Source organism: Paracoccus albicereus, assembly GCF_024359525.1.
Taxonomy (GTDB): domain Bacteria; phylum Pseudomonadota; class Alphaproteobacteria; order Rhodobacterales; family Rhodobacteraceae; genus Paracoccus; species Paracoccus albicereus.
In genome coordinates this window covers 965,173-982,702 of sequence record NZ_JAKZEU010000002.1, presented here as the reverse complement: position 1 = coordinate 982,702, position 17,530 = coordinate 965,173, and the positions used below count along the sequence as shown (strand labels likewise).

Below are 17,530 nucleotides of genomic sequence, written 5' to 3'. Positions count from 1 at the left end.
GATCAAGGAGCCCGCCACGATGGCTGACATGACGCTGGTTTATTGGCGCGACATTCCCGCCCAGGTTACGCTGGGCAAGGGACGGTCGGCGACCCGCGTCATCCTGCCTGAACGGTTCGAGCAAGCGATCGATCGCGCCGCGATGAAGTCGGGTCTGTCGGGGACAGACGCCTATCTGAACGAATGGCGGCGTGAGACTGTGGCCGGCGAGGATCCGGCGGCGATGGCCGCCAGGATCGAAGCCGAATACGACAGTGACCGCCTTCGCGCGTTGATCGCGAATGACGGCTGGAACCCTGCCTGAAAGGCTGCGAGCATGGCGTTGATGAAATTCCGCTCTCCCCTTCGCGGCGCCTCGCCGCTTCCCGCTTTCCTCGAGGGTGTGTCGATCGAGGTGATGCCGCGCACCGCGGCGGGTGTCGGTGATTTCCGCGACCACCTCGCAGCCGGAACACAGGTCTTTGTCGCGCATATCGACGGGACTGGATCCGCTGACATGCACGCGACGGTCGCGCGCCTGGCCGCCGAGGGGATGCGTCCTGTTCCGCATATCCCGGCCCGCATCGTGCCTGACCGTGCGACGCTGACCGATTGGGTCGCGGCCTACCGCGATGCCGGTGCGACGTCGGCCTTGCTTCTGGGCGGCGGGCTGAATGCGCCCAAAGGAGATTTTGCCGATTCCATGCAGCTTCTGGACACGGGGTTGTTCGGCGATTTCGACCGCCTGTTCATCGCCGGCCACCCCGAAGGCAACCGCGACATCGACCCGTCCGGTGGCGAGGCCGAGGTGATGCGCGCGCTTGCATGGAAACGCGACTTCGCGGCGCGGACCGATGCGTCGATGGAGATCGTCACACAATTCTGCTTCGAGGCGCAGCCGGTTATAGAATGGGCGAACCGCCTGCGGGCGGCCGGTATCGACATGCCCGTCCGGATCGGGACCGCCGGACCCGCAAAGCTGCAAACAATGCTGAAATTCGCGATCATGTGCGGTGTCGGTCCCAGCCTGCGTGTGCTTCAGCGCCGCGCCCGCGACGTGACCAAGCTGCTGGTTCCCTACGAGCCGACGGACTTCCTGACTGCAATCGCCGGCCACGCCGGCGCGACACCCGATTTTGCAATCCGCGCCGCCCATGTCTTCCCGCTGGGCGGGATCACCGCCGCGACCGACTGGCTGGCGCGCAACGGCGCCAACGACTGACCGACCGAAAGGACCTTCATGACCCGCACCACCCTCGAATCCGCCTCGAAGACCGTTGTCATCGGCTTCGACGAGCCGTTCTGCGTCATCGGCGAGCGCATCAACCCGACGGGGCGCAAGAAGTTGTCGGCGGAGCTTGAGGCGGGCGATTTCTCGACCGTGGAAAAAGATGCGCTTGAACAGGTGGCCTGCGGGGCGACGGTTCTGGACGTGAATTCGGGCGCCGTCTTCACCAACATGATGGCCGAGGATCCCCGCTACGCCGACAACAACTTTGTCGAGCCGATGCTGATGCCGGAACTGATCAATCGCATCCAGGCGCTGGTGGACGTGCCGCTCTGCATCGACAGTTCCGTTCCCGGCGCGTTGAAAGCCGGGCTTGAGACCTGCAACGGCCGGCCGCTGCTGAACAGCGTGACGGGCGAGGAAGAGCGGCTGGAACTGGTCCTGCCGCTGGTCAAGCAATACAACGTTCCTGTCGTCGCGATCAGCAACGACGACACCGGGATCAGCGAAGATCCCGAGGTTCGCTTCGCCGTGGCGAAGAAGATCGTCGAGCGTGCCGCCGATTTCGGCATTCCCGCCCATGACATCGTGGTCGATCCGTTGGTCATGCCGGTTGGGGCGATGGCCTCGGCCGGGCAGCAGGTCTTTGCGCTGGTGCGCAAGCTGCGCGACGAGTTGGGTGTGAATACGACCTGCGGGGCCAGCAATATCAGTTTCGGCTTGCCCAATCGCCACGGGATCAACGCAGCCTTCCTGCCGATGGCGATCGGGGCCGGCATGACCAGTGCGATCATGAACCCGGTCCGCTCGGCGGAAATGGAGGCGATCAAGGCCGCCAACTTCCTGATGAACCACGATCCGAACGGTGGCGACTGGATCCGCTTCAGCCGCGTGATCGAGGCGGTCCATCAGGGCACTCCCTTCGTCGAGGCGGCACAGGCCGTGGCGGCAAGCTCTGGCGGGCGGGGCGGAAGACGGCGCAGCCGGGGATAGGCTGTCAGGCGGACGCGGAGGCACTCTTGCCGGTTCCGTCATCGATGCGGAACATCGCCGGCAGGCGTCCGGTTGCCGCGACGAAGGCCCGGTTGAAATGGGCGAGGCTGGTATAGCCCAGATCGCGAGCAATCAGGTCCAGTGGCCTGGTCGAACGCCGCAATGCCCTGACGGCCTGTTCGTGTCGCAGATCATGGATCAGCTGGATCGCGCGTCGCCCGCGCGCAGCAAGACAAGCGCGGTCCAGCGCCGCGCTGGTCGTCCCCAACTCTTCTGCCAGATCCGATACCGTGCGGCCGTGGCCCAGTTCCGCATCGGCAAGCGCGATGAAGCGCTGGACCAGCGTCAGGTCGGTCGGCGTGTTCGGCGCCGCCGCAGGACGCTCGGCCGCAGGTGAAAGCCGTTGAAGGGTGATCGACAGCAGCCCCAATTGGCAGCCTATCGCGGCGCGCGCCTGTCGGTTATCCTCGGCCCCTTCGCGGGCCAGTTGGATCAGCAGGCTCATCAGTCCCGAAGCGTCCGTCCCGATCCCGCCTGCGATCATGCGATCGGGCAGGGCGGGCTCGCAATCGCGGGCCAGATCCGGCGCCAGCAACAGCGCCATCCCCTTTGCACCGGTCAGCGGCATTGAGGCAAAGGCTGTTCCTGCCGGAAGGAAACGCACATCGCCCGTCTGCAGCGGGTAATGCGCGCGCGGCAGATCGACCCGCATCGATCCTTCCGTCACCCAGAGAAGGACGTGGTCGCTCCGCGTGCGCGGTGTTGGTTGCTGATGATTTCGTCCGCCCCAGACAAAACCGTCGAGTGGCAGAAGGCGTAACCCGCTCTGCCGTTGAGCGGGTCGCTGAGCATAGGGGCGCGGCAATTGCGGAAGAACGGCGGCCGGCGGGGTCTGTGTCTGCAGAGCAGGGGGAAGGCTGGCGAAGCGTGGGGCGGAAAAGGGGCGCCCATCAGTGATCCGCGCATCGGCAATCCGTGCAGATTGCAGTCGATCAGCCCTAGACGGTGCCACCGGGGTGGCGTCGGAGGTGCCGTCTTGGTGGATGTTCGACAGGATGGACATGGCACGGCAAAGAAGAAGGCGGTAAGCGGATTATTGCCGACAAAACGTCCGCCACCAACTTAAAGTTGCGCCACCACGCGCCCGAAACGCGAGTTTCGGCGACGATGCAGGCCGTTGCGTTGCATTCTTGCATCGCCTTCGATCAGGCGGGTTTTGGCCGAAGATGGATCATTCGCCAACGGACCAGCGCGTCCAGGTCTTCATCCTGTTTCGAAACCAGCTTCGTTGCGCCTTGGCGTATTGCCGGGTCGCGATGATCGCGGCCTCGACCGCCTCGTCCAGGGTCAGCCTGCCTTCCAGATGTGCCATCAGTTCCGGTGCACCGATCGCGCGCGCCCATTGCGCTCGGGGCGCCCATTGCGGTGCCATGCTTCGCGTCTCGTCCAAGGCGCCGTTGCCGACCATCATGTGAAAACGCCGCGCGATGCGATCGGCCAGCCAATTCCGATCTGAGTCGAGGACAAGGCAGGTCGCATCGGCGGGTGAGATCAGAGGCTCGGGTGTTTCTTTCTGCCACGCGGCAAGCCCGCGCCCGGTCGCCTGCAGAACCTCCCAAGCGCGTTGGACGCGGGCCGGATTGCGCAGATCAATCTGTCCCGCCGTTTCGGGATCAAGCGCCGCGATCATCGCTGCCAGCCCGGCAGGGTGGCTCAACAATGCATCGCCTTCTGCGCGGACGTCTGACGCGACCGGGGGGATCGGTGCCAAACCCTCGGTCAGGGCGGTAAGATAGAGGCCGGTGCCGCCGACCACGATCAGTCGCCGACTTTTCGCTAATGCTGCGACCTCGGCCAGCCAGTCGCCCACCGAATAGGCGCGATCGGGGGATACGTGACCGTACAACGCGTGCGGCACCGCGGCTTCATCCGCAGCGGTGGGGCGTGCGGTCAGCATCCGCCAGCACGACCAGACCTGCAAGGCATCGGCGTTGACGATCATCCCGCCTTGGTCACGAGCGACGTCCATGGCCAGCGACGACTTGCCGCTGGCAGTCGGACCCGCGATCAGAAGGTGTCTGTCGGCAGGAATGGCTGAAAGATCGTGCATCGGTCGCGGGCTGTGTCCACACCCGTTACGGGCGGTTGATCCTGCATCCGTTTTGCGACATTTTGCGCCGCGATGAAACCGCCGGGGGGCCGAGGCATGAGCGATACGACGACAACCAAAGCCCCGATCCTCGCCCCCGTGAATTATTCACGCGTCATGCTGAAGATTTCGGGTGAGGCGTTGATGGGCGATCAGGGCTACGGGTTGCACCCGCCTACGGTCGCGCGCATCGCGTCCGAAGTGAAGCGCGTCCAGGACATGGGCGTTGAGATCTGCATGGTCATCGGCGGCGGAAACATCTTCCGCGGGTTGCAGGGCAGCGCGCAGGGGATGGAGCGGGCGACGGCCGATTACATGGGCATGCTCGCGACGGTGATGAACGCGCTGGCGATGCAGGCGGCGCTGGAAGCCGAAAACATTCATACTCGCGTCATCAGCGCGATCCGCATGGACGAGGTGGCCGAGCCCTACATCCGCCGCCGCGCTGTGCGCCACTTGGAAAAGAAGCGCGTCTGCATCTTCGCCGCAGGGACCGGCAACCCCTATTTCACCACCGACACCGCCGCAACGCTGCGCGCCAACGAGATGAATTGCGAGGCGATCTTCAAAGGGACCAAGGTCGATGGGGTCTATGACCGCGACCCCAAGAAGTTTCCCGACGCCAAGCGCTATGAGGACGTGACTTACGACGAGGTGCTGCAGAAGCATCTGGGCGTGATGGACGCCTCGGCCATCGCCCTTGCCCGCGACAATGATCTGCCGATCATCGTCTTCTCGCTGGACGAGCCGGGCGGGTTCAAGGCGATCCTCGAAGGGCAGGGGACCTACACGCGGGTCCACGGCTGACATGGACTGGCGCAAGCGGCTTTCTGCCGCGCTGGAAGACCCCCGGACGGGCTATTTCATCACGGTGGTCATCCTCTTCAACGCGGTGATCCTGGGGCTGGAGACCTCGCGCGTCACCATGGCGCGCATGGGCGACCTGATCCTGTTCCTTGACGCGCTGTGCCTTGCGGTCTTCACAGTCGAGATCGTCCTGAAGCTTCTCGCCTACCGGATGCGTTTCTTCCGCGACGGCTGGAACATCTTCGACTTTCTTGTCGTCGGCATCGCGCTCTTGCCCATGACGGAAGGCCTGTCGGTCTTGCGGGGGCTGCGTGTCCTGCGACTGCTACGCGTCGTTTCGGTCACGCCGCGCCTGCGCCGGGTGGTCGAGGGCTTTCTCGAGGCGGTGCCCGGCATGGCCTCGGTCTTTTTGCTGATGGGTATCATCTTCTATATCGGGGCGGTCATCGCGACCAAGATCTTCGGCGAAAGCTTTCCGGAATGGTTCGGAACGCTGGGCGCCTCGGCCTATTCGCTGTTTCAGATCATGACGCTGGAAAGCTGGTCGATGGGCATCGTCCGTCCGGTGATGGAGGTCTATCCCTGGGCGTGGATGTTCTTCGTTCCTTTCATTCTGGTCACGACCTTCGCGGTGATGAACCTTGTCGTCGGCCTGATCGTGAACTCGATGCAGGACGCCCACCATTCCGAAGAAAACGAGATGACGACCGCCTATCGCGATCAGGTTCTGGAGCGTCTGGACGCAATCGAGGCACGTCTGGCGGGCCGTCCCGACAGCGATGACGCGAAGCGTCCGGACGCAGATCCGCGTGGATCGGTCGCGGCTGCAGACCGGCAAAGGACCTGAGGCGGCAGCAGGCTGTCGCGCAGCGGTGCCGGCCAGAGCGGGGCGGGGTTGCTCCCCCGGCTTCGGCCCGTGTAGGAAAAGACCATCCGCTGCCAAGCCAAAGTGCAGGTGTAAGCCATGACCATCCACAAGGACCTTGCCGCCGCGATCGGCAACACACCCCTGATCCGCCTGCGGCGGGCCAGCGAGGAGACCGGCTGCGAGATCCTTGGCAAGGCCGAATTCCTCAATCCCGGTCAGTCGGTCAAGGATCGTGCCGCGCTCTACATCATCCTCGACGCGGTCGAGCGGGGTGAGCTGAAGCCGGGCGGAACCATCGTCGAGGGTACGGCGGGCAACACGGGCATCGGTCTGGCGCTGGTCGGTGCGTCGATGGGTTTTCGATCGGTGATCGTCATCCCCGAGACCCAAAGCCAGGAAAAGAAGGACATGCTGCGGCTTGCGGGTGCGACCCTCGTCGAGGTCCCGGCCGCGCCCTACAAGAACCCGAACAACTATGTCCGCTACTCCGGCCGGCTGGCAGAGGAATTGGCGAAGACCGAACCCAAGGGCGCCATCTGGGCAAACCAGTTCGACAATACCGCCAACCGCCGCGCCCATGTCGAGACCACCGGACCCGAGATCTGGAACCAGACCGACGGCCGCGTCGATGGCTTCATCTGTGCGGTAGGCTCGGGCGGGACGTTGGCAGGCGTTGCAGAGGTCTTGCAGCCCAAGGGCGTCAAGATCGGGCTGGCCGATCCTGAAGGTGCCGCACTGCACAGCTTCTACACGACAGGCGAGTTCGAAAGCCCGGGAACATCAATCACCGAGGGGATCGGACAGGGGCGTATCACCGCCAACCTCGAAGGGTTCACGCCCGATTACAGCTATCGCATCCCGGACGAAGAGGCGCTGCCCATCGTCTTCGATCTGCTGAAGCACGAAGGTCTCTGCCTGGGCGGGTCGTCGGGGATCAACGTCGCGGGCGCCATCCGGATGGCGCGCGACATGGGGCCGGGCAACACGATCGTCACGATCCTGTGCGACTACGGCAACCGCTATCAGACCAAGCTATTCAATCCAGATTTCCTGCGCGCGAAGGGCCTTCCAACGCCCGACTGGCTGGAAGCCTCGGCGCCGGATCTGCCGGAAGTCTTCGAAGGCTGATCGACATGAAACAGGTATTCTTCTCCGTCATCCTGACGGTTCTCATCACTATTGGTCACGGCGCAGCCGCGCAGGACGCGGCGTCGAGCATCAATTACGACCGATGGGAGCAATTCGCCGAGCAGGCCGAAAACATTATCGCGGCCGAGGACAGCGAGGCTGCCCGGCTGGAGGATATCAGAAGCCGCGCAGTCCAATGGCGCGAGGAGTTTGACGGCGGGCAAGGCGTCAACGCGACGCGCATCGCCGCTGTCGAGGATCAGATCTCGGCGCTGGGCCCGGCACCGGCCGAGGGTGAAACCGAAGATGCGGGTGTCGCGGCGCGACGCGAGACCTTGAACGAGCAATTGTCGACGCTGACGGCGCCGCGCCTGGCGGCTGTAGAGGCCTACAGCCGCGCCGATGCGATCATCAGCAACATCGACATGCGCCTGGACGAGATTCAGGCGGCACAGGCAACGAAACTTTACCCGTCGCCGCTGATGCCGACCAGTTGGCAGGCCGCGCTGAGCGAGGCGGGTCAGCTGGCCAGCGGCATCGGCGAGGGGACGCGCGCGGCCCTGAACCGCAGCGGCGGCCTGGCCGAACTGGGTGACCGCCTGCCGAAAGTTCTGGGCTACCTTGCACTCGCGATCCTGCTTCTCACCTACGGCCGGCGGTGGATCGACACGATGCCATCGCGGCTGTCGGCACGGTCGTCGAAGCATTCTCGCGCCGTCGTGGCCTTCCTGGTATCGCTGGGACAGATCATCATCCCGATGCTGGGTGTGCTTCTGGCCGTGAGCGCGCTGACGGCGACCGGCTGGTTTCGCGAATGGACGCGGCCGCTGCTGATCGCGCTGCCACCTGCGGGCGTGATCCTGTTCGGCGGCTTCTGGCTTGCCCGCCAGATCTTCCCGGCCCGCGCGATCGCCTACGCCTCGCTCGACATTCCCGATGCCGAGCGGCGGACGGCGCGGAACGCGACCAACTGGCTGGCGGCGATCCTGGCGCTGCAAAGCATCGTCGCGCACGCGATCTTGCCGGCCTCCGTGGTCTATCCGGCCGACAGCGTGTTTCCCCGTGTTCCGTTCGAGATGTCGGATGCGGCGGCGACGGTCTGGCATTTCGTGTTCGTCATCGCATCGGCGGTCTTCCTGTTCCGGCTGGGCAACGTACTGCGTCGAATGATGCGCTGGACCAGCGCCGACGATCTGAAGATGCGCAACCGAGTCATGATGATTGCCGGCGCCATCTCTCGCATCATCGCGGTCTTTGCGGTGATCGCGGGTGCGGTCGGCGTCATCAACCTGGCGATCGGCTTCGTGGTGTCGTGGGCCTTCTCGCTCGCGCTGATCGGCTTCCTGGTCCTGCTGCAGGACTTCATCGCCGACCTTTTCGACATGATGAAGCGCGGCAAGGAAGGGGCACGTGACGGCCTTGCGCCGCTGCTGATCGGGATCGCGCTGGTGATCGTCTCGATCCCCCTGTTCCTGCTGATCTGGGGCGCTTCGGTAGACGATCTCTCGGAAATCTGGACACGCGTCCAGCGCGGCATCACGCTGGGCGGGATCACGCTGTCGCCGGGTGCGGTGCTGACCTTCGTGATCGTGTTCACCCTGGGCTACTTCATCACCCGCGGTCTTCAGGGAACGATGCGCAGTTCGATCCTGCCCAAGACCCGAATCGATGCGGGCGGGCAGAACGCGCTGGTATCAGGGCTCGGCTATGTCGGGATCGTGCTGGCGGCCCTATTCGCGATCACCTCTGCCGGGATCGACCTGTCATCGCTGGCGATCGTCGCCGGTGCGCTGTCTCTCGGCATCGGCTTCGGCCTGCAGAATATCGTCCAGAACTTCGTCTCCGGGATCATCCTGCTGATCGAACGTCCGATCAGCGTCGGGGATTGGGTCGATGCGGGCGGTCAGCAGGGAATCGTCAAACGGATCTCGGTCCGCTCGACGGCGGTCGAGACCTTCGACAAGACCGAGGTCATCGTCCCGAACAGCGATTTGGTCAGCCAGCCGGTCACGAACTGGACGAAATCCAGCCGCAACGGCCGTGTCATCATCCCTGTCGGCGTGGCCTATGGCACCGATACCCGCAAGGTCGAGTCGATACTGCGCGAGATCATTGAGGATCAGCCCACCGTGATGATCGACCCGGCACCCGCGGTCCTGTTCCGTGGGCTGGGCGCCGACAGCCTCGATTTCGAGATCCGCGCGATCCTGTCCGATGTGTCCGGCGGATTGGGCGTCACGTCCGACGTCCTGCACGAGGTGGTTCGCCGCTTCGCCGAAGAAGGGATCGAAATCCCCTATGCGCAACGCGACATCTGGCTGCGCAATCCAGAGGCGCTGTCGAAAGCCGCGCCTTCGACTCCGCAAGGCGGGGGTGACGACAAGGTCGGCAAACCGTCATCCGATCCATCATCGGGCTCTTCGGAAGGCCGGCGTTCAGGCGGGACCAGCGATACCAGGTTGATCTTCGACGGCGACGCCGATGGCGGCGGTCAGGATGGCGGCGACGGGGACGGCGGCCGCTAACGGCGGCGCGCCTCGCCGACTCGCCAATCGATGGGGACTAACTCTATTCCCCTGGCGTCGCCGACTGACACTGCAGGTCTGGCTGGGCGGGCGGCGCCGGGCTCGCTTCGTCTATCCCGTCCTCGGGCAGGCCTTCGCGCGACAGCATCACTGCAACGGGCCTGAGCCACGGGACATGGGCGCAGACGATCATGACTGCGACCATGATCGGCACGGCAAGAAACATTCCCGGCACGCCCCAGACCGCGCCCCAGAAGGCGAGGCTCAGGATGATCCCGAAGCTGGACAGACGTAGCGTCTGGCCCAGAAGCATCGGGTCAAGCACGTTGCCGATCAAGAACTGGGTGACTGTGCAGGCGGCCGCGACAAGCGCCGCCACGGTCAGATCGCCGCTGAGAACGAAGGACAGAAGAAAGGCGATCACCGTCGCCACGATCGAACCGACCGAAGGAATGAAGTTCAGGATGAAGGTCAGCATCGCAATCGGACCGGCAAGGTTCAGTCCGGCAATCTTGAAGATGACCCAGACAATCGCCGCAGTGACCGCGCTGACGCCTGTCTTGACCACCAGGTAGCGGTTCACCCGGTGCATGATCGAGGCGATGATCCTTCGCCACTGCAGCGCGGTGGCCGGATCGCCCGCCAAGCGCTCGACCTTGACGGGAAACCAGATGCGTTCGGCGAACATGAAGCCCACGAACAGGATGATGAGGATACTGCCCGACAGGATGTTTCCGGCCTGCCCGGCAAGAGAGCGGATCCAGCCAGACACATCGATGTTGCGCAAAGCCGTTTCCAGCGAGGCGCCGACATTCGGACCCATCCACTCGATCAGACCGGGCAGCGCTGCCTGTACCTGCTCGGCATAGGCGACGGCGGTCAGCACGACCGCGTTGACCTGCGCCACGATCGTGGTCGAAAGCCACAGAAGTCCAAGCGCGATCCCGATCAGCGCCAGCGCGGTGGCCAGCCGGTTGGGAACGCCTTGCCGCGAAATGGCGCCGATCGCATCGGATGTCAGCGAGAACAGGATGATCGCGACCGCAAGCGAGATCAGGATGAACTGCGCCTGAACCAGCATGAACATGATAAGCGCGAACGCTATGACACCCAGAAAGCCGGTCTGCAGGCGCTCTCGCAGCAGGGCTTCGCGTGATCGGTCCAATCTGCCTTCCTCGTCCCCGCTGATGCCGCATCACACGGCGTTGCTGTGCCTCAGATATCCGACGGATCGTCCGATTCGGGTAGCGCTTCGTCACCCTGTTCCGCGATCCGCGCGACCGACACGACTTCTTCGCCGGCGGCGGTATTGAAGACCCGCACCCCGCCAGCGCTGCGCGAGCGGAAGCTGATTCCATCCACGGGCACCCGGATGGATTGCCCGTTCGAGGTCGCCAGCATGATCTGGTCGCCGGTCTCGACCGGGAAGCTTGCGATCAGCGCGCCACCCCGCATCGCGCGGTCCATCGCCATCACGCCCTGGCCGCCACGTCCGCGGACCGGATAATCGTGGGAGGAACTGATCTTGCCCGAACCGCGCGCCGTGATCGTCAGGATCAGATCCTCGGCAGCCGACATTTCGGCATAGCGATCCTGCGTGATGCTGCCTTCCTCGACGCTGTCCTCGTCCTCGTCAGCCTCGGCACCGTCATCCAGCGCGCCGGCGATTGCGCGGCGCATCTTGAGGTAGGCGGCGCGCTCGGCAGGATCGGCCTCGAAATGGCGGATGACGGACATGCTGACGACGGTGTCTTCCTCGCCCAACCGGATGCCACGCACGCCGGTCGAGTCGCGGCCCTTGAAGACGCGGACCGCGGTCGTCGGAAAGCGGATGGCACGGCCCGAGGCGGTGAACAGCATAACGTCGTCTTCCGTCGTGGCCATGCGCACACCGATCAGACGCGTCGTCTCGTCAGGCAGCTTCATCGCGATCTTGCCGTTCGATTTCACATTGGTGAAATCCGACAGCGCGTTGCGGCGCACGTCCCCCGCCGAGGTTGCGAAGGCGACCTGATAATTGTCCCACTCGGCTTCGGGCGCATCGACAGGCATCAATGCGGCGATGGAAACACCGGGATCGATCGGCAGGATGTTGACGATCGCCTTGCCGCGCGCGGTCCGGCCGCCCAGCGGCAGGCGCCATGTCTTCAACCGGTAGACCATCCCGTCGGTGGTAAAGAACAGAAGCTCGGTATGCGTGTTGGCGACGAAGAGCGTGGTCACCACGTCGTCTTCCTTGGTCGCCATCCCAGACAGACCCTTGCCGCCACGTCGCTGGCTGCGGAAATCGGCCAGAGGTGTGCGCTTGATGTAACCGCCCGAGGTGATCGTGACGACCATGTCCTCGCGCTCGATCAGGTCCTCGTCGTCCATGTCGCCGGACCAGTCGGAAATCTCGGTCCGACGGGGTACGGCGAACTGGTCACGCACTTCGCGAAGCTCGTCCGAGATGATCGCCATGATCCTTTCGCGACTGGCCAGGATCGCCAGATAGTCGCGGATTGCATCGGCGAGGCTTTGCAGTTCGTCCGTGACCTCCTGGACGCCAAGCTGCGTCAGACGCTGCAGCCGCAGATCGAGGATTGCGCGGGCCTGCGTCTCGGACAGGTTGTAGGTGCCATCCTCGTTCACCGGATGCAGCGGATCGTCGATCAGCTTGAGGTATTCCAGAATGTCATGGGCGGGCCAGCGCCGCGCCATCAGCTTTTCACGCGCTTCGGCAGCGTCGGCGCTGGCGCGGATCGTCGCCACGACCTCATCGACATTGCTGACGGTAACGGCAAGGCCGCACAGGATGTGGCTGCGTTCGCGTGCCTTGCGCAATTCGTGCGCGGTGCGGCGGGCCACCACCTCTTCGCGGAAGGTGATGAAGTGGGTCAGGAAGTCGCGCAGCGCCAGCTGCTCGGGTCGTCCACCATTCAACGCAAGCATGTTACAGCCGAAGCTGGTCTGCATCTGGGTGAAGCGGAAAAGCTGGTTCAGCACCACATCGGGCGTGGCATCGCGCTTCAACTCGATGACGACGCGAACGCCCGTCCGATCGGATTCGTCCTGGACGTTGGCGATGCCCTCGACCTTCTTTTCCTTCGCCAGTTCCGCAATGCGTTCCTGAAGCGTCGCCTTGTTCACCTGGTAGGGGATTTCGTCGATGACGATGGCAAAGCGGTCCTTGCGCGGCTCCTCGATATGGGTGCGCGCGCGGATGATGACGCTGCCGCGCCCCTCCAGATAGGCTTTCCTGGCGCCGGACCGACCAAGGATGATGCCGCCGGTCGGAAAATCCGGTCCCGGGATGATTTCCAGCAACCGTTCGGTCGGCAGATCGGGATCGTCGATCAGCGCCAGGGTCGCGTCCACGACCTCGCCCAGATTGTGCGGCGGGATGTTGGTCGCCATCCCGACCGCGATCCCGCCTGCGCCGTTGACCAGCATGTTCGGAAAACGCGCGGGTAGGACGGTTGGCTCGCTGTCCTTGCCGTCGTAATTGTCCTGGAAATCGACCGTGTCCTTGTCGATGTCCATCAGCAGATAGGCCGCGGCCTTATCCATGCGGACTTCGGTGTAGCGCATGGCGGCGGGCGGGTCCCCGTCCATCGAGCCGAAGTTGCCCTGACCGTCGAGCAGAGTCAGCGACATCGAAAAGTCCTGCGCCATCCGCACCAGAGCGTCATAGATCGCGCTGTCGCCGTGCGGGTGGTATTTGCCCATGACGTCGCCCACGGGACGGGCGGATTTGCGATAGGGCTTGTCTTGCGTGTTGCCGCTTTCGTCCATCGCATAGAGGATGCGGCGGTGAACGGGCTTCAATCCGTCGCGCAGATCCGGGATCGCCCGGCTGACGATCACCGACATCGCGTAGTCCAGATAAGACGTGCGCATCTCTTCCGAGATGTCGATCACCGGCCCGTCATGTGGCATCACGCTGCGTTCGGGGCGGCCGTCGTCTCCGCCATCCGGCATGTTCTCCGGCAGGTCGTCGTCTGGGGTATCGGCCACGGGAAGTCCTCAATATCTTGTTGCCGAAGATATATAGCCCACCCGCATCGGGTGCAACGCGAAGCGACCCCGCCACTGCCCTCGGGCTTGACCCGAATCTCGGCTCGGATCATATGGCGGGCGCGCGGAGGGCTGGATGACCGCGGGCGCGGCAACGCGTCCGAGGAAAGTCCGGACTCCATAAGGCAACGGTGCCGGGTAACGCCCGGCGGGGGCGACCCCAGGGAAAGCGCCACAGAGAACAGACCGCCACGGTCCGCCGGGGCAAGGGTGAAACGGTGGGGTAAAGGCCCACCGGGGGGCTGGCAACAGCGCCCGCTTGGCAAGCCCCACCGGGAGCAATGCCGAATAGGGACCACGCGCCGAAAGGCAGGGCGGCCTTGCCCCGGTGGTCCGGGTTGGCAGCTAGAGCCCGTCAGCAATGGCGGGATAAGAGGAATGGTCATCCAGGGACGGGGCGACCCGACCCGGACAGAATCCGGCTTACAGGCCCTCCGCGCGCTAACAACGATCAATCTTGAATGCGTAGATTATGCGTGCCGAGGCTGCTAAGGTATAGATCTGCTTATCGGGCTTTTCGCCTGTCAGGCGCCCCCCATTGGAGGGAAAGCCATGGACGACTTCAGAAACCATGATGGCGGTTCCGCCACCCACTCACTCCCGTTCGACGCGGATGTCATGCCGCGTTCAAGGCGACGCGTCACCATGCATCGCGACACGAACGCAGCCGGACCGGATACTTCGCTGGCGCTTGCCTTGCTGCGCGAAATCTCGGCCAGCGCCTATCTGATGGAGCCTGACGGCCGCATCACCCAGGTCAATCCGTCTGGTCTGGTTCAGTTGGGCGTCGCCAGCCACGGTGATCTTCAAGGTCGATACCTGTGGGATCTGTGGCCGGACGCGTCCAGGGAGGCGCTGGATACCGCGCTTGATGATGTGCGCGATGGCGAAGAGGCTGAGCTGTCCCTACGCTGCCCTGCGCAGGGCGGTGGTCGCGCCGATTGCCGCGTCAGGCTGCTGCCGATCGAGGATGGTGAGGGCAGCGTCAGCAAGATCCTGGCGATCGCACGCCCGGTCTGATCGCAATCTAACCATGCATTTCGCGGCTGTCCGCCGGTGCCTCTGCCCGGTCGGTCATCCCGTAGTCGCGCATGACATGAGCGACCCGCAGCCGGTAATCCGAAAACACCCCGTCGCGTCCCGCGGCCTGCGCTTTGCGGTGCGCAAGCGTTCGGCGCCATTCCATCACCGCGTCCTCATCCGCGAAGAACGACAGTGACAGCATCTTGCCGGGCGTGGTCAGGCTTTCGAACCGCTCGACCGAGATGAAGCCCGGTATCTCGTCCAGGACCGGCCGCAGGGCGGCGGCGATGTCCAGATAGTCGGTTTTCTGCCCCTCGGCCGGCCAGACTTCAAAGATGATGGCGATCATGGCGATGCTCGGGGTTGATTGCGTCGGGGTTCGGTCGCACCACTCCATGATCCGTTTGCGAGGTCAAGCATGGCACAAGATCCGCTGCTGACGCCCTATCAGCTGAAGCACCTGACCCTGCGCAACCGAATCATGACGACCAGCCACGAACCGGCCTATCCCGAGGACGGGATGCCGAAGGACCGCTATCGGCTTTACCACCGCGAACGCGCTCAGGGTGGGGTAGCGCTGACGATGACGGCGGGTTCGGCCTCGGTTTCTCGCGACAGCCCGCCCGCATTCAACAACGTGCTGGCTTGGCGTGACGATGTGGTGGGCTGGATGCGCGCGCTGGCCGACGATTGCCACGAAGCCGGCGCCGCGGTGATGATCCAATTGACCCATCTGGGCCGGCGCACCCGTTGGGACAGGGGCGACTGGCTGCCGGTCGTGGCGGCCGGTCCGGCGATGGAGCCTGCGCACCGCGCCTATCCCAAGGTGATCGAGGATTGGGACATCGATCGTATTGTGCAGGATTACGCCGACGCGGCCGAGCGGATGAAGGATGCCGGCCTCGATGGGGTCGAGTTCGAGTGCTACGGCCATCTGATGGACCAGTTCATCAGCCCGCTGACGAATACGCTGGACGGCGATTACGGCGGCAGCTTCGACAACCGCCTGCGCTTTGCGATGGAGGTCCTGGAAACCGCCCGCAAGCGCGTCGGTCCGGACTTCCTGCTGGGTGTTCGCTATACCGCGGACGAGGCCGAGCCTGGCGGGATCAGCACCGAGGACGGGGTCGAGATGGCGCGGCGATTCAAGTCCTCGGGTCTGGTTGATTTCGTCAATATCATCCGCGGGCGCATCCACACGGATGCCGCGCTGACCGATGTGATCCCGGTGCAGGGGATGCGGTCTGCGCCGCATCTGGATTTTGCGGGCTACATCCGGTCTGAAATCGGTCTGCCCACCTTCCACGCCGCACGCATCCCTGACGTCGCGACCGCCCGGCACGCCATCGCGTCGGGTTTGCTGGACATGGTGGGGATGACAAGGGCCCACATGGCCGATCCTCACATCGTCCGGAAGATCGTGGAGGGTCGCGAGTATGATATTCGTCCCTGTGTCGGCGCGACCTATTGCCTCGACCGGATCTATCAGGGCGGGGCGGCGCTGTGCGTCCACAACGCGGCCACCGGGCGCGAGGAAACGATGCCGCACGCGATCGTTCCGGCAGAGCGTCAACAACGCGTCGTCGTCGTGGGCGCCGGTCCGGCCGGTCTGGAAGCTGCGCGCGTCGCGGCCGAACGCGGTCACCGCGTCACCGTGTTCGAGGCGGCCGACCGTCCCGGTGGGCAGGTCCGATTGTGCGCCCTGTCGAAGCGGCGGTCCGAGATGATCGGCATCATCGACTGGCGCATGGCCCAGTGCGCAGCGCATGACGTCGAGTTTCGCTTCAACACCTACGCCGAGGATGCGGACGTGCTCGCCTGTGAACCCGATATCGTGATTATCGCGACGGGCGGGCTGCCGGACACGGCGGGCCTAGTGCAGGGTGACGATCTGACCGTCACGGCCTGGGACATCCTGTCCGGCGATAGCCGGCCTGGCAGCAATGTGCTGCTGTTTGACGCCGCCGGCGATCACGCGGCATTGCAGGCCGCGCAGGTGCTGGCAGAAGCCGGGGCCACGGTCGAGGTCATGACACCTGACCGCAGCTTCGCGCCCGAGGTGATGGGGATGAACCTTGTCCCCTACATGCGCGCGCTGCAGGACAAGCCCGTAACCTTCACCGTGACCTATCGCCTGCTGGGCGTCGAACGCGACGGTAATACGTTGAAGGCGAGAATCGGGTCCGACTACATGCCAGTGTCGGGTGAGCGGCGCATTGACCAGGTCGTCGTCAACAATGGCACGCAGCCCTTAGATGAGCTTTATCTGTCGTTGAAGCCGCAATCGAGAAACCGCGGTGCTGTCGACTACAACGCGCTGATCGCGGGCAGACCACAGCCCGACATCGGTGGCAATGGCTTCGCGCTTTACCGGATCGGCGATGCGGTCGCGGGGCGCAACATCCACGCCGCGATCTACGACGCATTGCGTCTGATGAAGGACATCTGACAGACGGGAACTTGCACCTGAAAGGCGAGGATTTGCGGTTGACTCCGCGCGTCCGGCCGCTAAAAGGCGGCTTTCCACGAATTTCGCGGCGGCAAGACGCTCTCGCCGCCGCAGCAGGAGCAGAGAACCATGGCGAAGCCGACGACGATCAAGATCCGTCTGAACTCGACGGCCGGGACCGGGCATTTCTACGTCACCAAGAAGAACGCCCGCACCATGACCGAGAAGATGACGGTCAACAAGTACGACCCGGTTGCGCGCAAGCACGTTGAATACAAGGAAGGCAAGATCAAGTAAGATCGCCTTCACGCTCGACACGAACAAA

General features: G+C 64.2%; 15 protein-coding genes and 1 other RNA gene. 11 read left to right on the top strand and 5 right to left on the bottom strand.

Annotated features, from left to right (window positions below; translation table 11 throughout):
* Nucleotides 1-19 precede the first annotated feature (19 nt).
* The 3 genes from MLD63_RS08275 to MLD63_RS08265 are packed head-to-tail and all read left to right on the top strand — an operon-like array spanning nucleotide 20 to nucleotide 2,200.
* Nucleotides 20-304 (top strand): virulence factor, encoded by a 285-nt coding sequence (locus tag MLD63_RS08275; RefSeq protein ID WP_255329383.1) that lies wholly within the window; start codon nucleotides 20-22, stop codon nucleotides 302-304.
* A 12-nt stretch (nucleotides 305-316) separates the two neighbouring features.
* Nucleotides 317-1,201, top strand: coding sequence for a methylenetetrahydrofolate reductase (locus MLD63_RS08270; RefSeq protein WP_255329382.1), 885 nt, complete (start codon nucleotides 317-319; stop codon nucleotides 1,199-1,201).
* Nucleotides 1,202-1,219: 18 nt separating this feature from the next.
* The gene (locus MLD63_RS08265; RefSeq protein ID WP_255329381.1) at nucleotides 1,220-2,200 is read left to right on the top strand and encodes a methyltetrahydrofolate cobalamin methyltransferase; all 981 of its coding nucleotides are present in this window, start codon (nucleotides 1,220-1,222) and stop codon (nucleotides 2,198-2,200) included.
* Between the two features lie 4 nt (nucleotides 2,201-2,204).
* On the opposite strand, the gene MLD63_RS08260 is transcribed toward MLD63_RS08265, so the two are convergent.
* The gene (locus tag MLD63_RS08260) at nucleotides 2,205-2,912 is read right to left on the bottom strand and encodes a helix-turn-helix transcriptional regulator (RefSeq protein ID WP_255329380.1); all 708 of its coding nucleotides are present in this window, start codon (nucleotides 2,910-2,912) and stop codon (nucleotides 2,205-2,207) included.
* A gap of 519 nt (nucleotides 2,913-3,431) precedes the next feature.
* On the bottom strand, nucleotides 3,432-4,310 hold the full coding sequence (gene miaA / locus MLD63_RS08255) for a tRNA (adenosine(37)-N6)-dimethylallyltransferase MiaA (protein WP_255329379.1): 879 nt from the start codon (nucleotides 4,308-4,310) through the stop codon (nucleotides 3,432-3,434).
* 96 nt (nucleotides 4,311-4,406) lie between these two features.
* On the opposite strand from miaA, the gene pyrH reads away from it, so the two are divergent.
* The 4 genes from pyrH to MLD63_RS08235 all read left to right on the top strand — a co-directional run bounded on the left by pyrH (nucleotide 4,407) and on the right by MLD63_RS08235 (nucleotide 9,677).
* On the top strand, nucleotides 4,407-5,156 hold the full coding sequence (gene pyrH, locus MLD63_RS08250; protein ID WP_255329378.1) for a UMP kinase: 750 nt from the start codon (nucleotides 4,407-4,409) through the stop codon (nucleotides 5,154-5,156).
* A gap of 1 nt (nucleotide 5,157) precedes the next feature.
* Entirely contained in the window at nucleotides 5,158-6,003 is an 846-nt protein-coding gene (locus MLD63_RS08245) for an ion transporter (protein ID WP_255329377.1), read from the top strand.
* Nucleotides 6,004-6,120: 117 nt separating this feature from the next.
* Nucleotides 6,121-7,152 (top strand): cysteine synthase A, encoded by a 1,032-nt coding sequence (locus MLD63_RS08240; RefSeq protein ID WP_255329376.1) that lies wholly within the window; start codon nucleotides 6,121-6,123, stop codon nucleotides 7,150-7,152.
* A gap of 5 nt (nucleotides 7,153-7,157) precedes the next feature.
* Nucleotides 7,158-9,677, top strand: coding sequence for a mechanosensitive ion channel domain-containing protein (locus MLD63_RS08235; RefSeq protein ID WP_255329375.1), 2,520 nt, complete (start codon nucleotides 7,158-7,160; stop codon nucleotides 9,675-9,677).
* A gap of 43 nt (nucleotides 9,678-9,720) precedes the next feature.
* On the opposite strand, the gene MLD63_RS08230 is transcribed toward MLD63_RS08235, so the two are convergent.
* Together MLD63_RS08230 and gyrA are read right to left on the bottom strand one after the other, a co-directional pair.
* Complete coding sequence (locus tag MLD63_RS08230) at nucleotides 9,721-10,842, bottom strand: AI-2E family transporter (RefSeq protein WP_255329374.1); 1,122 nt, start codon at nucleotides 10,840-10,842, stop codon at nucleotides 9,721-9,723.
* Between the two features lie 50 nt (nucleotides 10,843-10,892).
* Nucleotides 10,893-13,637 carry a DNA gyrase subunit A gene (gene gyrA / locus MLD63_RS08225; RefSeq protein ID WP_439957641.1) on the bottom strand — a complete coding sequence of 915 codons (2,745 nt, stop codon included), beginning with the start codon at nucleotides 13,635-13,637 and terminating at the stop codon, nucleotides 10,893-10,895.
* Between the two features lie 160 nt (nucleotides 13,638-13,797).
* On the opposite strand from gyrA, the gene rnpB reads away from it, so the two are divergent.
* Both rnpB and MLD63_RS08215 read left to right on the top strand, forming a co-directional pair.
* An RNA gene (gene rnpB, locus MLD63_RS08220) (RNase P RNA component class A) lies at nucleotides 13,798-14,175 on the top strand.
* 110 nt (nucleotides 14,176-14,285) lie between these two features.
* Nucleotides 14,286-14,753 carry a PAS domain-containing protein gene (locus MLD63_RS08215; protein ID WP_255329373.1) on the top strand — a complete coding sequence of 156 codons (468 nt, stop codon included), beginning with the start codon at nucleotides 14,286-14,288 and terminating at the stop codon, nucleotides 14,751-14,753.
* 7 nt (nucleotides 14,754-14,760) lie between these two features.
* Here MLD63_RS08215 and MLD63_RS08210 read toward each other — a convergent pair whose 3' ends face one another.
* On the bottom strand, nucleotides 14,761-15,105 hold the full coding sequence (locus tag MLD63_RS08210; protein ID WP_255329372.1) for an antibiotic biosynthesis monooxygenase family protein: 345 nt from the start codon (nucleotides 15,103-15,105) through the stop codon (nucleotides 14,761-14,763).
* Nucleotides 15,106-15,174: 69 nt separating this feature from the next.
* Here MLD63_RS08210 and MLD63_RS08205 point away from each other — a divergent pair, with 69 nt between their 5' ends.
* Entirely contained in the window at nucleotides 15,175-17,205 is a 2,031-nt protein-coding gene (locus MLD63_RS08205; RefSeq protein ID WP_255329371.1) for an NADH:flavin oxidoreductase, read from the top strand.
* A 129-nt stretch (nucleotides 17,206-17,334) separates the two neighbouring features.
* A complete protein-coding gene (gene rpmG, locus MLD63_RS08200) occupies nucleotides 17,335-17,502 on the top strand; it encodes a 50S ribosomal protein L33 (RefSeq protein WP_036638206.1) in 168 nt (55 codons plus the stop codon).
* The last annotated feature ends 28 nt before the right edge of the window (nucleotides 17,503-17,530 follow it).